The sequence below is a fragment of the Paraburkholderia sp. SIMBA_053 genome (assembly GCF_046534895.1).
GTDB lineage: Bacteria > Pseudomonadota > Gammaproteobacteria > Burkholderiales > Burkholderiaceae > Paraburkholderia > Paraburkholderia caledonica.
On record NZ_JAWRXU010000006.1, the window covers coordinates 29,687 to 45,247 of the forward strand.

A 15,561-nucleotide genomic window follows, 5' to 3' on the forward strand; every position below is an offset into this window, starting at 1 on the left:
GTTTGCCGGTTCTTCGGTGGCAAGCGCCCGGGCCTGCTCCTGTCGCGGGCGGCCCGCGCCCGGCGTCGCCGGGACCGGCGCAGCGTAATTGCGAATTCGCAAGGTATCGCGGTCGTGGCAAACTCTCTACAATGAATCTGAACTTGCCATGAAAGCCAGCCTCCAACTCCGCCTATCGCAGCATCTTGCGTTGACCCCGCAACTGCAGCAGTCCATCCGGCTGCTTCAGCTGTCCACGCTCGAACTGCAGCAGGAAGTGGCAACCGCGATCTCGCAGAATCCGCTCCTCGAGAACGAGGACGACTGGATCGCGAGCCCGCTTCGCGTGGCGGCCGACGGTTCGCTGATTACCCAGGCACCCAGTTCGTCGGCGCCACCCGACCAGATGGGCGGCAACGGCTCGTCATCGTCCAGCAGCAGTGAGCGCGCGGAAAACGGCGAGCCGCAAGGCGTAGACGAGTACAACGGCCTCTCGGGCGACAGCAACGGCGACGCGTCGCAATGGAATCTCGACGACTACGGCCGGTCCGGCAACGCCTCCGACGACGACGATCTACCCCCGCTGCAAATTCACGAATCGAGTACTTCGCTGCGCGATCATCTGATGGCGCAATTGCGCGTTACGCAGGCTGGTCAGCGTGACCGGGCGCTGATCACCTTCCTGATCGAGTCGCTAGACGACGACGGCTACCTTGCCGCCACGCTCGACGAAGTGCTCGCGGATCTGCCCGAAGAACTCGAAGTCGACCTCGACGAACTGAATGCCGCGCTCGCGCTGCTGCATAGCTTCGACCCGGCGGGTGTAGGCGCACGCTCCGCCTCCGAGTGTCTCAAGCTGCAACTATTGCGGCTGCCGCCCTCGCCCACGCGAACGCTCGCGCTCGAAATCGTCGCCCATTATCTGGAACTGCTGGCCGCGCGCGATTTCACGCGTCTGCGCAAGCATCTGAAAGCAAACGACGACGACCTGCGCGACGCGCACATGCTGATCCGCTCGCTCGAGCCGTTCCCCGGCGCGGCGTACGGCAAGGCCGAAGCGGACTACGTGGTGCCGGACATCATGGTGCGCAAAACTGCCCAAGGTTGGCAGGCTGAACTCAATCCCGAAGTGGTGCCGAAGCTGCGCATCAATCACCTGTACGCCAATATTCTGCGCAACAACCGCGGCGATCCGGGCAGCGGTTCGTTGCGCCAGCAACTGCAGGAAGCGCGCTGGCTCATCAAGAATATTCAGCAACGTTTCGAAACAATCCTGCGCGTCGCGCAGGCCATTGTGGAGCGCCAGAAGAGCTTTTTTGTGCACGGCGAAATTGCTATGCGCCCCTTGGTTTTGCGGGAAATTGCTGATACGCTGGGCCTACACGAGTCGACTGTCTCGCGTGTGACAACCGGTAAGTACATGCTCACCCCGTTCGGGACGCTAGAGTTCAAGTACTTCTTCGGATCGCATGTTTCGACAGACACGGGCGGCGCGGCCTCTTCCACGGCCATTCGCGCGCTCATCAAGCAACTGATAGGAGCGGAAAACGCAAAAACGCCTCTTTCAGACAGCCGCATAGCCGAACTGCTGGCGGAACAGGGCTTCGTGGTCGCACGGCGCACCGTCGCGAAGTATCGCGAAGCACTCAGGATTCCGGCAGTCAACCTGCGCAAGTCTCTGTAGCCCGTCGCCTTCCGTGGCGGGCATTTACCGGCCGCTCCGCAAGTTGGCGGACAGGCCGGCCGATGCGACCTGCCAGAAGTCAGTCACCGGGGGGCGACTCAGGCAAGCCGACAGATCGACCGGACCTACGTCATCGTGCGGACCAAGCGGCCATTAGCTTGGAGAAGCACTATGAATCTGCAGATCAGTGGACACCACCTCGAAGTAACGCCTGCGTTGCGCGAATACGTGATCACCAAACTGGATAGGGTGCTAAGACATTTCGATCAGGTCATCGACGGCAGTGTGGTCCTCTCGGTCGACAACCACAAGGAAAAGGACAAGCGGCAAAAGGTTGAAATCAACCTGCATCTGAAGGGCAAGGACATTTTTGTCGAGAGCTGTGACAGCGACCTCTACGCTGCGATCGATCTCATGATCGACAAGCTCGACCGGCAAGTGATACGTCACAAGGATCGCCTGCAAGGCCATCAGCACGAAGCGATCAAGTATCAACCGGCGCCGCAACTTGACGTGCCGCCGCAGTAAGCGAAATTAGAAGACTTACTTCATTTCGCTTCACCTCAACCGCCCGGATTCGGGCGGTTTTTCGTTGGGATTCCGGTTTGTTTGCCGAATGCTTTGTCGATTGCTTGTCGATTGCTTGTCGATTGCTTGTCGATTGCTTGCCGGTTCCCACCGGACGATCCTCAAGGTCGCCGCAGCGCGAATCGCCCTGAAAAAAGAACCTATTGAGCATTGATGGCGCGCCGCACCATACGCCGTCGCCCTGTTCTATAATGTTCCGGTTACCATCGGGGTCTAGGTCGCATGCACGCGGTCTGCCGGAGTACTGTGCTTTCGGACTCCAACGCACATCGCGGTGAGCATCAAACGAATGGAACGCCAATCAATCGCCCCAGCGAGGAGAACCCAGGCCACGTTTTCGCCTGTCAACATGAATCGTTTAGCCAAATTTCTTCCCCTCGAGAACGTCGTCGTCGGACTATCGGTCACCAGCAAAAAGCGCGTGTTCGAGCAAGCGGGCCTCATCTTCGAGAACCAGAACGGCATCGCCCGTAGCACGGTCACCGACAATCTGTTTGCGCGCGAGCGCCTCGGATCGACAGGGCTTGGCGAAGGCGTCGCGATTCCGCACGGCCGCATCAAAGGACTCAAGCAGCCGCTCGCCGCGTTTGTCCGTCTGGCCGAACCCATTCCCTTCGAATCGCCCGACGGCCAGCCGGTCTCGCTGCTGATCTTCCTGCTCGTGCCTGAACAGGCCACGCAGCAGCACCTCGAAATCCTTTCGGAAATCGCGCAACTTTTGTCCGATCGCGAGGCGCGCGAGCGCCTGCATACGGAAGAAGACCGCGAATCATTGCATCGCCTGCTCACTCAGTGGCAACCTTGATGCAGCGGCGGTCATCCGCACGCCGCCTATCCGCACGTCCCACCGCCCGCGTGCGGATATAGTCAGGCTCGGCGCACGGCCCGCGTTAGCGTGGCCAGCGGTTTGCCCGGCAAGCGGCCAACACTGGAGTCACTGACTCATGGATACGTCCAGCATCAACGCCCAGAGCATTTTCGACGATAACGCCGCCACGCTGAAGCTAAGCTGGCTGACAGGGCATGAAGGCTGGGAACGCGGCTTTTCTTCAGAATCGGTCGCCAATGCCACGTCGAGCGCCGACCTCGTCGGCCACTTGAACCTGATCCACCCGAACCGGATCCAGGTGCTCGGCGACGCCGAAATCGACTACTACAAGCGCCAGACCGACGAAGACCGCTCGCGCCACATGGCCGAGCTGATTGCGTTGGAACCGCCATTCCTCGTGGTGGCGGGCGGCGTCGCGGCTCCGCCGGAACTGGTGCTTCGCTGCACGCGCTCGTCTACACCGCTTTTTACTACGCCGATGTCAGCGGCTGCTGTGATCGACAGCCTGCGCCTCTACATGTCGCGCATTCTCGCGCCGCGCGCCACGTTGCATGGCGTGTTTCTCGACATTCTCGGCATGGGCGTGCTGCTCACCGGCGACTCGGGTCTCGGCAAAAGCGAGCTCGGTCTCGAACTCATTAGCCGCGGCCACGGCCTCGTCGCCGACGACGCCGTCGACTTCGTCCGGCTAGGCCCGGACTTCGTCGAAGGGCGCTGCCCGCCGCTGCTGCAAAATCTGCTGGAAGTGCGCGGCCTGGGACTGCTCGACATCAAGACGATTTTCGGTGAAACCGCCGTGCGCCGGAAAATGAAGCTCAAGTTGATCGTGCAACTGGTACGCCGTCCTGACGGTGAATTCCAGCGGCTGCCGCTGGAGAGCCAAACCGTCGACGTGCTCGGCCTGCCCATCAGCAAGGTCACGATTCAGGTGGCCGCAGGCCGCAACCTCGCGGTGCTGGTCGAAGCTGCGGTGCGCAATACCATTCTGCAATTGCGCGGCATCGACACGCTGCGTGACTTCATGGACCGGCAGCGCCTCGCCATGCAGGACCCGGATAGTCAGTTTCCCGGCAAACTGATCTGAGTCGGTCGTACATCGAGTACTTGCAGCCCACGCCCATGGCCGGTTGCAGGTACGCGCGAGAGCAGTCAGATGCTATGATGAAACGGACCGATTCCACGACTCCATGCGCATAATCCTCATCACCGGCATATCCGGCTCTGGCAAATCCGTCGCGCTCAACGCGCTTGAGGACGCGGGCTATTACTGCGTCGACAATTTGCCGCCGCGCTTTTTGCCCGAACTCGCCTCCTATCTCGCCGAAGACGGAAATGACCGCCTCGCGGTCGCGATCGACGCGCGCTCGAGTGCGTCACTCGACGACATGCCTGCGATGATCCGCGACCTCTCGCGCGCTCACGACGTGCGGGTGCTGTTCCTCAACGCGAGCACGCAGTCGCTGATTCAGCGCTTCTCGGAAACGCGTCGCCGTCATCCGTTGTCGGGCTCGACCGCGCATGACGCAGATGTCGGCTTGCTCACGTCGCTCGCGGAGGCAATTGAACGCGAGCGCGAGCTCGTCGCGGGACTTGCCGAATTCGGCCATCAGATCGACACGAGCAACTTGCGCGCGAACGTGCTGCGCCAGTGGGTGAAGCGTTTTATCGAGCAGGAGCATGCGGGTCTCGTGCTGATGTTTGAGTCCTTCGGCTTCAAACGCGGCGTGCCGCTCGACGCCGATTTCGTGTTCGATGTACGCACGCTGCCGAACCCGTACTACGACCATGAGTTGCGCCCGCTGACGGGTCTCGACAAACCGGTGATCGATTTCCTGGACGCGCTGCCGGTCGTTCACGAAATGATCGACGATATCGAGAAGTTCCTCGCCAAATGGCTGCCGCATTTCCGCGACGACAATCGTAGTTATCTGACAGTCGCGATTGGTTGTACGGGCGGCCAACATCGCTCGGTGTTCATTGCGGAGACGCTTGCCGCGCGTCTCGCCAATACAGCGAATGTAATCGTGCGGCATCGCGACGCACCGGTCGACGCCGGGGCGTCATCGAAGTTAGTGGCTTAACCGGCCGCATCGCGCGGCCTTAACTCGAAGCGTTGCGCCATGTCCTCTACTTCTACTGTGCTCGCCGATGTGCCGCTGTTCCCGCTGCATACCGTTCTGTTTCCTGACGGCATTCTGCCGCTGAAAATCTTCGAAGCGCGCTACCTCGATATGGCGCGCGACTGCCTGCGCGAGAAGACGCCGTTCGGCGTGTGCCTGCTGAAAAGCGGCGCCGAGGTCGCTCGGGAACACGAGCCTTCGGTGCCCGAATCAATCGGCTGCCTCGCCGAAATTGAAGAGTGCGACGTTGAGACCTTCGGCATGCTGTTGATTCGCGCGCGCGGCACGCGGCGCTTCCGGCTGCTGTCGCATCGTGTGGAAAGCAGCGGTTTGCTGGTCGGTATGGCCGAGCCGCTCGGCGAAGACCGGCCGCTAGAAGGTAACCAGCAACTCGCCAGGTTCGGCGCGTGCGCGGAAGTGCTGGAGCGCATCATCGCTACGATCCAGGAGCGCGACCCGGAAAGCTTGCCGTTCGCGGAACCGTTCAGACTCGAAGACCCGTCGTGGGTGTCCAACCGTCTCGCCGAAGTACTGCCGATCGCACTAAAAGCGCGGCAAAAGCTCATGGAAATGCTGGATGCCGGCGCGCGCATCGACGTGGTTCATCACTATATGCAGCAGCATCAACTGCTGTAAGAAGCGGCTCCGCGCGTGACCGTTCAGATCAGCGAACCCCGCAGACTCTCCAGAAGTTTTCGAACGGGCGCGGGCACGCCGAAAGAATCGAGATCGCTCACCGACACCCAAGCCGTGTCCGCATCGCGTAACGCCGCGAGAGCGCCGACACTACGATCGAACTCTGCGAGCCGTGGCTCTATTTCCAGCTTGAAGTGCGTGAACACATGCGTGAGCGGCGCGAGCGGCGACACCGCACCGTCGCCGCCGAACTCGCGCGCTCGCGTGGCGAGTGCCGCTTCGTCCGCAGCCTCGGGCAAGCTCCACAGGCCGCCCCAGATACCGGACGGCGGGCGCTTTTCGAGCATGACCGCGTCGCCGTCGCGCATCACGAGCATCCACGTGCGACGCGTCGGCACCGCTTTCTTCGGACGCGCGGTCGGCAGTTCGCGTTGACGTCCCGTCACGTTCGCAACACAGTCGGCGGAAAACGGACAGCGCAAACAGTCGGGCTTGCCGCGCACGCATAACGTAGCGCCAAGGTCCATCAGACCTTGCGTGTACGCGCTGACTTCGTCGTCCGATGCATTGGACGGCAGCAGCGATTCAGCCAGCGTCCACATGGCATTCTCGACCTTCTTCTCGCCGGGGAATCCTTCGACGCCGAACACTCGCGCGAGTACACGCTTCACGTTGCCGTCGAGAATCGTCGCGCGGGCGCCGAACGCAAACGACGCGATCGCCGCCGCCGTCGAACGCCCGATGCCGGGCAGTTCCGCGAGTTGGTCCACCGAAGCCGGGAACGCGCCGCCGTGCCGCTCGACGACCGCCTGCGCGCAGCGATGCAGATTGCGGGCGCGCGTGTAATAGCCGAGGCCGGCCCACAGCGCCATGACGTCATCAACAGGAGCCGCGGCAAGCGCGGCAACATCCGGAAAGCGCGCGAGAAACTTCGCGTAGTACGGAATCACCGTCGACACTTGCGTCTGCTGCAGCATGATTTCCGACAGCCAGATGCGATAGGCATTGCGCGTGTTCTGCCATGGCAGATCATGGCGCCCATGCATGCGCTGCCATGCGATCAGCCGGGCGGCAAACCCGGACGTCAGTGCAGATGCGGGCACCGTGGATACAGCAGGCGCGGCGGACGGCGCGGAACGCGGACCGGACTTAGGAGTTAAGCGGGAAGGCATCGAAAATTAGCGCTGACAGGTGGGACAAAAGTAAGTGGAGCGCTGACCTTGCACGATCTGTCTGATCGGCGTGCCGCACACGCGGCACGGCTGCCCCGCGCGGTCATAGACGAAATAATCGAGCTGGAAGTACCCGCTTTCGCCATTGCTGCCGACGAAATCGCGCAGCGTGCTACCGCCTTTCTCGATCGCCGCTGCGAGCGTCACGCGTACAGCATCGGCCAACAATCCGTAGCGTACGAGCGAGACGCGGCCTGCCGCGATGGTGGGCCGGATACCTGCGCGAAAGAGGCTTTCGGACGCATAGATATTCCCCACGCCGACGACGATTTCGCCGGCCAGCAGAGCCTGCTTCACCGACACCTTGCGCCCGCGTGTGAGCCGGTGCATGAGCGCGCCTGAGAATGCGGGCGAAAACGGCTCGACGCCAAGACTCGCAAGCAACGGATGCTCGAGCACGTCGCCGGCTTCACGCGGATGCCACAACACCGCGCCGAAGCGTCGCGGATCGCGGAAGCGCAGAATGAAATCGTCGAAAATCCAGTCGACGTGGTCGTGCTTCGCCGCGGCCGGAGGATGCGGTACATGACGCAACACACGCAGTGTGCCCGTCATGCCAAGATGCACGATGAACCACCCCGCGTCGATTTCGAACAGCAGATATTTGCCGCGCCGCTCGACGTTGCGCACGACGTGCCCTCGCAAGGTCTTCGCAAGGTCCGCGGGAATCGGCCACCGCAGCGCGGGCGTACGGACATCGACGCGCTGCACCTTGCGGCCGGACACATACGGCTCGATCCCTCGTCGGGTAACCTCAACTTCTGGCAGCTCTGGCATGTCTAACTGGTCTGCAACTTGCGTGAGTGGTTGTGCGCGTATTGTAGCGAGCGCGTTACAATCGTCCGAAACATTGAACGGATTTCCATGAACTTGTCCTTCGTGAAGCTGTTTTCGAAGCGCCCGGCTAGCGCGTCCCGCGTGCCGCACGCAGTGTCCGCGCGGCGCTCGCTGGGTGTGGCCGCGCTCGCGCTTTGGGCGTTCGCCGCGCTGCCCGCGCACGCGCAGGACCCATCGCCGGAGTCGGACGACACCTCGGTCACGCTGTCCGACCCGCTCGGCCCGCCGTCAGCAGAAGAACAGAAAGCGCTGCCGAACGTGCAACTGACGAGCCAGATCGTATTCCAGGTGCTCGCCGCCGAAGTCGCGTTGCAGCGTAATCAGCCTGCGCCTGCTTATCAGACGTACCTCGCGCTTGCGCGCGACACGCACGATCCGCGCATGGCGCAGCGCGCCACTGAAATCGCGCTGGCCGCGCAAAGTCCGTCGGACGCGTTGGCCGCCGCGCAATTGTGGCAGCAGTATGCGCCGGGCTCGGAGCGCGCCGCACAACTCGACGCGTCGCTGCTGGTACTGTCAGGCAAGCCCGATGACGCAGCGCCGCTGCTTGCGCGTGAACTCGAGAAGGTGCCCGCGCAGAATCGCGGCAGCGCAATTCTTGCGCTCCAGTTGCTGATTTCTCGCGGACCGAATCGCATCGGCGGCCTGCATGTGCTGCAGGACCTGCTGAAGAACGATATGAACCGGCCGGAAGCGCAGCTGGCCGTCGCACGTCAGCAACTGGTTTCCAATGACGCGCCGGGTGCTCGCAAGTCGCTGGAACAGGCGCTCGCGCTTAAGCCTGACTATTTGCCCGCCGCGTTGATGCTGTCGCAAATGGGCCCCGAGGAACGCAAGGAAGGAATCGCGTCGCTCGAAAAATACGTGCAGCAAAACCCGAAGTCGCATGACGCGCGTCTCGCGCTCGCTCAAATGTATCTGGCAAGCGACCGCCTCGACGACGCGCAAAAGCAGTTCGAGATCATGCACAAGGCGAATGCGAACGACCTCACGCCGCTCATGGCGCTCGCGCTCATCAAGATCCAGCAGAAGAACTTCGCAGAGGCGCAGACGTATCTCACGCAGTACGCGCAGCAAGCCGAGAAGACGCCTGGCGCGGATGCGGGGCAAGCGTATATCTATCTTGCGCAGTTGGCGCTCGAACAGAAGAACGAAGCGGCCGCCGCCGACTGGCTCGACAAGATTTCGCCGTCGAGCCAGCAGTACATGCCCGCGCAGATCACGCGCGCGCAGCTGCTCGCGAAGCAAGGCAAGCCTGACGACGCGCGCCGCCAATTGGCCAATCTGCGGCCGGCCGATCCGCGCGATCAGGCGTTGGTCGCACGCACCGACGCAGCCATCCTGTTCGACGCGAAGCGCTACCCTGAGGCGGAAACGCGCCTGCAGCAAGCCACGGCGGCATTTCCGGACGACCCGGATCTGAGCTATGACTACGCCATGGCGGCCGAAAAGAACGGCCACTTCGACGTCATGGAAGCGCAGTTGCGCAAGCTCATTCAGACGCAACCAGACAATCCCCAGGCGTACAACGCGCTTGGCTATTCGCTTGCCGATCGCAATCAGCGTCTAGCGGAAGCGGACAAGCTGGTCGAGAAGGCGTCGTCGCTTGCGCCGAACGACGCGTTCATCATGGACAGCGTCGGCTGGGTCAAGTACCGCATGGGCAATACGTCGGACGCGATCAAAGTGCTGCGCAAAGCCTACGACATTCAGCCGAACGCTGAGATCGGCGCGCATCTCGGCGAGGTGCTGTGGAAAGCCGGCGATCAGGACCAGGCCCGCGCCGCTTTCCGCGAAGCTCGAAAGCTCGAACCCAACAACGAAACGCTCGTCAAAACGCTGCAACGTCTTCAGGTGAACGATCTTTGATGCGTATTTCCCGTTTCAATTCTTTTTCATGGGCGCCGCGTCGCGCGGCGCTCGGGCTTGCTGCGGCAGCCGTCGTGACACTGGTCGGTTGCGCCTCGGTGAAACCGCAGGGGCCGTCCACGTCGAATGCGGCGACCGCGGTGACTACGCAAACGAGCCGTGCTTACCAGGGCCGTTTCGCCGTCCAGTACAACGATCAGAACGGCCAGCAGCGCAACGCGTACGGCAATTTCTCGTGGCAGGAAACGGGCGACACGGTGACCTTGCAATTGCGCAATCCGCTTGGGCAGACACTCGCGATCGTCACGTCGTCGCCGGCTTCCGCCACGCTTGAATTGCCGAACCGCCAACCGCTCACCGCCGACAACGTCTCCACGTTGATGCAGAACGCGCTCGGCTTTGCACTTCCCGTCGAGGGATTGCGTTACTGGCTGCAGCCTTCGCCCGCACCCACCTCGCGTGCCAAAACGGAACGGGACCCGGAACAGCCGTCACGCTTCAAGGAGATCACTCAGGACGGCTGGACGATCGACTATCTTGCCTACGCCGAAGCGCCGGCTACTGGCGTAAAGCGGGTGAATCTGACGCGCTCGGAGCCGCCGCTCGACATCAAGCTTGTACTGGACCAGTAAAACGCGCGTCTCGCGCTCTTGCCGCTTATTCGGCGCCACCTCGGCGCATGCAGCCTCGACATGATCGAAACGACCGACTCGCTGCGCGATTGCCTCGCGCCAGCGAAACTCAACCTCTTTCTGCACATTACCGGGCGCCGGCCGGACGGCTATCACACGCTGCAAACGGTCTTCCAGTTACTCGACTGGGGCGACACGCTGCACTTCAGGCGTCGCGCCGATGGCCTCATCACGCGTAGCACCGAAATCGCCGACGTGCCCCCCGAACACGACCTCACCGTGCGCGCCGCCACGCTTTTGAAAGCGCATACAGGCTCGCCGGAAGGCGTCGACATCGAAATCGAAAAGCGCCTGCCTATGGGCGCAGGGCTTGGCGGCGGCAGTTCGGACGCCGCCACCACGCTGCTCGCGCTGAACCGGCTTTGGAAATTGAACGTGCCGCGGCTGGAATTGCAGGCGCTGGCATTGAAGCTCGGCGCGGACGTGCCATTTTTTGTTTTTGGAAAAAATGCGTTTGCCCAGGGTGTCGGCGAAGCTTTAGACGTTGTACAATTGCCGCCGCGTCATTTCCTGGTAGTGACGCCGAGGGTTCATGTTCCGACTGCAGCGATTTTTTCCGAAAAAGCGTTGACAAGAGATTCAAAAGCCCTCACAATTACGGACTTTCCTGCAGAACTTAGCTGCAACACTGAATGGCCAGAGAGCTTTGGCCGTAATGACATGCAGCAGGTTGTCGTTGGAAAGTACGCGGAAGTAGCGCAAGTGCTGCGATGGTTTGAAAACGTCGCGCCGGCGCGGATGTCCGGATCTGGTGCAAGTGTCTTTGCAGCGTTCCGTAGTAAAGCTGAAGCAGAAGCGGTGCAAGCTAAACTGCCAGGCGAATGGAACAGCGCAGTGGCCGCCAGTCTGGAACAACATCCACTCTTTGCTTTCGCGTCATAGGTTTTGCATCGTCGAACGAAACTCCACGTTCGGCGGAGCTCAAAGTTAGTGTAGGGGAGTCGCCAAGCTGGTTAAGGCACCGGATTTTGATTCCGGCATGCAAAGGTTCGAATCCTTTCTCCCCTGCCAATAATTTCTCGCATTTCCCCTCGCCCCCAGCCTGAAGCAGGTGCACGATGAGCAGCCATGACGGCCTGATGGTTTTTACTGGCAACGCAAATCCCGCGCTTGCTCAGGAAGTCGTCAAAATCCTCGGTATTCCCCTCGGCAAAGCAATGGTTAGCCGTTTCTCGGACGGTGAAATCCAGGTCGAGATTCAGGAAAACGTGCGTGGCAAAGACGTCTTTGTTCTGCAGTCCACGTGCGCACCGGCGAATGACAACCTGATGGAACTGATGATCATGGTCGACGCGCTCAAGCGCGCATCGGCCGGTCGGATCACGGCAGCCATCCCCTACTTCGGTTATGCACGTCAGGATCGCCGCCCTCGTTCGGCGCGCGTCGCCATCTCGGCGAAAATCGTGGCGAACATGCTGGAAATCGCAGGCGTCGAGCGGATCATCACGATGGATCTGCACGCCGACCAGATTCAAGGCTTCTTCGACATCCCCGTCGACAACATCTACGCTACGCCTGTGCTGCTCGGCGATCTGCGCAAGCAGAACTACGAGAACCTGCTGGTCGTTTCGCCGGACGTCGGCGGCGTGGTGCGTGCCCGGGCATTGGCGAAGCAGTTGAACTGCGACCTCGCGATCATCGACAAACGTCGCCCGAAGGCGAACGTTGCCGAGGTGATGAACATCATCGGTGAAGTGGAAGGCCGGACCTGCGTGATCATGGACGACATGGTCGACACTGCCGGCACCCTTTGCAAGGCGGCTCAGGTTTTGAAGGAACGTGGCGCGAAGCAGGTTTTCGCTTATGCCACTCACCCGGTTCTGTCGGGCGGCGCCGGCGAGCGCATTGCCGCATCCGCACTCGACGAACTCGTTGTCACGGACACGATCCCGCTCGGTGAAGAAGCCCGCTCGTGCGCGAAGATCCGTTCGTTGACCAGCGCCGGCCTGCTTGCCGAAACGTTCTCGCGGATCCGCCGCGGCGATTCGGTCATGTCGCTGTTCGCTGAAAGTTAAGTATTTGCGAAGGCGCGGTGTATCGCTCTATGCGACACACGCGCTTTTGCACAATCGGCGTGAACGAACGAAGGTTCATGCCGCAGCTCTGGGGCCTCAGCCATAACGGCTTGCGGGCCCCGTTTTTACTGCCTGGTCGCGGGCAGTGCATTGGAGATTCAAAATGAAAGTTGTCGCTTTCGAGCGTTCTTTGCAAGGTACGGGTGCGAGCCGCCGCCTGCGTAACTCGGGCAAGACCCCGGGCATCGTATATGGCGCTGGTGCTGAAACGCAATTGGTCGAACTGGACCACAACGCGCTGTGGCACGCGCTGAAGAAAGAAGTTTTCCACTCGTCGATCCTCGATCTGGAAGTTGGTGGCAAGTCGCAACAGGTTCTGCTGCGCGACGTGCAATATCACCCGTTCCGTCAGCTCGTGCTGCACGTGGACTTCCAGCGTGTCGACGCATCGAAGAAGCTGCACACCAAGGTGCCGCTGCACTTCATGAACCAGGAAAGCAACCCGGCTGTGAAGCTGGCGAGCGCGGTGATCTCGCACGTCGTCAATGAACTGGAAATCGAGTGCCTGCCGTCGGCACTGCCTGAATTCATTGAAGTCGACCTGGCCAAGATCGAAGCTGGTCAATCGGTTCACGCTAAAGACATCCCGCTGCCGGCAGGCGTGTCGCTGGTTGCTCACGTCGAAGCAGAAAACCCGGTGGTCGCTGCTGCAACGATCCCGGCTGGCGCAGTGTCCGAAAGCGACGCCGCCGCTGGTGAAGGCGAAACGCCGGCTGCTTGAATGCGCCTCGCGCAGTGAGCAAGTAATCCTCTCGATCCGTTTCAATGAGACGATCGATGTGACCCGCCGAGGTTCGCCCCGGCGGGTTTTTTTTCGGTTATTTCGGCCCGGCCGCGTTTGGCTTGCGGGCCAGATGGACCCACTCAATCATGATCAAGCTGATCGTCGGCCTCGGCAATCCGGGCGCCGAGTACACTGCGACGCGCCATAACGCCGGCTTCTGGCTGGTGGATCAACTGGCGCGCGAGGCGGGCACGACGCTGCGCGATGAGCGGCGCTTCCATGGCTTCTACGCGAAGGCGCGGCTCCACGGCGAGGAAGTGCACCTGCTGGAGCCGCAGACTTATATGAACCGCTCGGGTCAGTCCGTCGTTGCGGTGGCGCAGTTCTTCAAGATTCTTCCCGACGAGATACTCGTCGCGCATGACGAACTCGACATGCCGCCCGGCAGCGTCAAGCTCAAGCTCGGCGGGGGGAGCGGCGGACATAATGGCTTGAAGGACATCACCGCGCATTTGTCGTCGCAGCAATATTGGCGGCTGCGCATCGGCATCGGGCATCCACGCGACCTGATCCCCGAAAGTGCGCGCGCGGGCGCCAAGCCCGACGTCGCGAACTACGTGCTGAAACCGCCGCGGCGTGAAGAGCAGGACGTGATCGACGCGTCCATTGAGCGCGCGTTGGCAGTCATGCCGCAGATCATCAAAGGCGAGCTCGAACGGGCAATGATGCAACTGCATCGCAATTCTTAAGCTGTGTTGCTGGCGGCGCAGGTTGGGATGAAGCAGCGCGACTTCGTGCCAAAGCAGCAAGAGCGGCCGGAGCGCCAACCCCAATCAACCGCATTGCAACGATAGGAGAGCGCTTTGAGCCGATACTGGAGTGACATTGTTCACCGTCTGACGCCGTATGTGCCGGGCGAACAGCCCCTGCTCGCCCGTCCGGTCAAGCTGAACACCAACGAGAATCCCTACCCTCCGTCGCCCCGCGTGCTCGAGGCGATTCGTCAGGAACTCGGCGACGCCGGCGAGTCGCTGCGCCGCTACCCGGACCCCACCGCGTTCAAGTTGCGCGAAACGGTCGCCGCCTATCACGGCATCCGTGCGGATCAGGTGTTTGCGGGCAACGGCTCAGATGAAGTGCTTGCACTCACGTTCCAAGCTCTGCTGAAGCACGATAAGCCTCTGCTGTTCCCTGACATCACGTACAGCTTCTATCCCACGTACGCGAGGCTTTTCGAGGTCGACTACCAGACGATTCCGCTCGACGACAGTTTCGCGATCAACGTCGACGACTACGCCATTGCGAACGGCGGCATCCTGTTTCCGAATCCGAATGCGCCCACCGGACGTCCGTTGCCGCTCGCCGATATTGAGCGTCTCGTAAAGAAAAACGCGGATTCCGTTGTGGTAATCGACGAGGCCTATGTGGACTTCGGCGCCGAATCGGCGATCGGACTGATCGATCGCTATCCGAATCTGCTCGTCGTGCAGACAGTGTCCAAGTCGCGCTCGCTGGCAGGCATGCGCGTCGGCTTCGCCTTTGGCAACGCGGAGCTGATCGACGCGCTCAATCGGGTAAAAGACAGCTTCAATTCGTATCCGCTCGACCGCCTCGCACAAGTCGCCGCGCGCGCGGCTTACGAAGACGACCGGTGGTTTCGCGACACCTGCGCAAAGGTAATTGCAAGCCGCGAGCGATTGAGCGCGGGACTAACGGCGCTAGGCTTCGACGTCGTGCCGTCGGCCGCCAATCTGCTGTTCGCGCGCCACGAGGCCTACGACGCGGCAATGCTCGTATCGCTCCTTCGTGAAAGGGAGATTTTCGTGCGCCACTTCAACGCACCGAGAATCGACCAGCACCTGCGCATTTCGGTCGGTACCGACGCGGAATGCGGCGTTCTGCTCGACGCATTGCGCGACATCTTCAGCGCTTACATCGGCTGAGCGGATCTGCGCAAAAAAAAGCGGCGAGGCCGGTGCCTCGCCGCTTCGCGTTTCCACTGCAAGAACATCAAGCGGTTTTTGCCGCCTGCAGCGCGTGATATTTCGCCATCAAGCCTTCCGGCGTTTCGAGGTGCTCCGGATCGCGCGGAATACACTCGACCGGGCACACCTGGATACACTGCGGTTCGTCGAAATGACCGACGCACTCAGTGCACTTCTTTGGGTCAATCACGTAGATTTCCGGGCCCATCGAAATCGCGTCGTTCGGGCACTCGGGCTCGCACACGTCGCAATTGATGCACTCGTCGGTAATCATCAAGGCCATACTTCTCTCACTTCGCGCCGGCCGCAGC

General features: G+C 61.4%; 16 protein-coding genes and 1 tRNA gene. 14 read left to right on the top strand and 3 right to left on the bottom strand.

Annotated features, from left to right (window positions below; all coding sequences use genetic code 11):
- Positions 1-148: 148 nt before the first annotated feature.
- The 6 genes from SB753_RS19570 to SB753_RS19595 all read left to right on the top strand — a co-directional run bounded on the left by SB753_RS19570 (position 149) and on the right by SB753_RS19595 (position 5,836).
- Entirely contained in the window at positions 149-1,663 is a 1,515-nt protein-coding gene (locus SB753_RS19570; protein ID WP_020066966.1) for an RNA polymerase factor sigma-54, read from the top strand.
- 171 nt (positions 1,664-1,834) lie between these two features.
- Complete coding sequence (gene hpf / locus SB753_RS19575) at positions 1,835-2,191, top strand: ribosome hibernation-promoting factor, HPF/YfiA family (protein ID WP_020066967.1); 357 nt, start codon at positions 1,835-1,837, stop codon at positions 2,189-2,191.
- 349 nt (positions 2,192-2,540) lie between these two features.
- On the top strand, positions 2,541-3,056 hold the full coding sequence (locus tag SB753_RS19580) for a PTS sugar transporter subunit IIA (protein WP_027804462.1): 516 nt from the start codon (positions 2,541-2,543) through the stop codon (positions 3,054-3,056).
- 139 nt (positions 3,057-3,195) lie between these two features.
- Positions 3,196-4,164, top strand: a complete 969-nt coding sequence (hprK, locus tag SB753_RS19585) for an HPr(Ser) kinase/phosphatase (protein ID WP_007179412.1) — start codon at positions 3,196-3,198, stop codon at positions 4,162-4,164.
- Positions 4,165-4,267: 103 nt separating this feature from the next.
- Positions 4,268-5,161, top strand: coding sequence for an RNase adapter RapZ (rapZ, locus tag SB753_RS19590; protein WP_020066970.1), 894 nt, complete (start codon positions 4,268-4,270; stop codon positions 5,159-5,161).
- A gap of 39 nt (positions 5,162-5,200) precedes the next feature.
- Positions 5,201-5,836 (top strand): LON peptidase substrate-binding domain-containing protein, encoded by a 636-nt coding sequence (locus tag SB753_RS19595; protein WP_410801401.1) that lies wholly within the window; start codon positions 5,201-5,203, stop codon positions 5,834-5,836.
- A 23-nt stretch (positions 5,837-5,859) separates the two neighbouring features.
- On the opposite strand, the gene mutY is transcribed toward SB753_RS19595, so the two are convergent.
- Complete coding sequence (gene mutY / locus SB753_RS19600) at positions 5,860-7,008, bottom strand: A/G-specific adenine glycosylase (protein ID WP_410801403.1); 1,149 nt, start codon at positions 7,006-7,008, stop codon at positions 5,860-5,862.
- 6 nt (positions 7,009-7,014) lie between these two features.
- Positions 7,015-7,845: a bifunctional DNA-formamidopyrimidine glycosylase/DNA-(apurinic or apyrimidinic site) lyase gene (mutM, locus tag SB753_RS19605; protein WP_087754768.1), complete on the bottom strand. Its 831-nt coding sequence runs from the start codon at positions 7,843-7,845 to the stop codon at positions 7,015-7,017.
- Positions 7,846-7,932: 87 nt separating this feature from the next.
- On the opposite strand from mutM, the gene SB753_RS19610 reads away from it, so the two are divergent.
- From SB753_RS19610 to hisC, 8 genes are all read left to right on the top strand, one after another.
- Positions 7,933-9,774 carry a tetratricopeptide repeat protein gene (locus SB753_RS19610; RefSeq protein WP_020066975.1) on the top strand — a complete coding sequence of 614 codons (1,842 nt, stop codon included), beginning with the start codon at positions 7,933-7,935 and terminating at the stop codon, positions 9,772-9,774.
- Complete coding sequence (lolB, locus tag SB753_RS19615) at positions 9,774-10,406, top strand: lipoprotein insertase outer membrane protein LolB (protein ID WP_088173174.1); 633 nt, start codon at positions 9,774-9,776, stop codon at positions 10,404-10,406. Before SB753_RS19610 ends, lolB begins: the two co-directional genes overlap by 1 nt.
- A 60-nt stretch (positions 10,407-10,466) precedes the next feature.
- Positions 10,467-11,348, top strand: coding sequence for a 4-(cytidine 5'-diphospho)-2-C-methyl-D-erythritol kinase (gene ispE / locus SB753_RS19620; protein ID WP_027804466.1), 882 nt, complete (start codon positions 10,467-10,469; stop codon positions 11,346-11,348).
- Positions 11,349-11,400: 52 nt separating this feature from the next.
- Positions 11,401-11,477, top strand: a tRNA-Gln gene (locus tag SB753_RS19625).
- Positions 11,478-11,524: 47 nt separating this feature from the next.
- Positions 11,525-12,481, top strand: a complete 957-nt coding sequence (locus SB753_RS19630) for a ribose-phosphate pyrophosphokinase (protein ID WP_006048037.1) — start codon at positions 11,525-11,527, stop codon at positions 12,479-12,481.
- 163 nt (positions 12,482-12,644) lie between these two features.
- Entirely contained in the window at positions 12,645-13,262 is a 618-nt protein-coding gene (locus tag SB753_RS19635) for a 50S ribosomal protein L25/general stress protein Ctc (protein ID WP_020066979.1), read from the top strand.
- 149 nt (positions 13,263-13,411) lie between these two features.
- Positions 13,412-14,014 (top strand): aminoacyl-tRNA hydrolase, encoded by a 603-nt coding sequence (gene pth, locus SB753_RS19640; RefSeq protein WP_087754772.1) that lies wholly within the window; start codon positions 13,412-13,414, stop codon positions 14,012-14,014.
- A gap of 114 nt (positions 14,015-14,128) precedes the next feature.
- Positions 14,129-15,208 carry a histidinol-phosphate transaminase gene (hisC, locus tag SB753_RS19645; protein WP_410801405.1) on the top strand — a complete coding sequence of 360 codons (1,080 nt, stop codon included), beginning with the start codon at positions 14,129-14,131 and terminating at the stop codon, positions 15,206-15,208.
- Between the two features lie 67 nt (positions 15,209-15,275).
- On the opposite strand, the gene SB753_RS19650 is transcribed toward hisC, so the two are convergent.
- Entirely contained in the window at positions 15,276-15,533 is a 258-nt protein-coding gene (locus SB753_RS19650) for a YfhL family 4Fe-4S dicluster ferredoxin (RefSeq protein ID WP_087754774.1), read from the bottom strand.
- Positions 15,534-15,561: the final 28 nt, after the last annotated feature.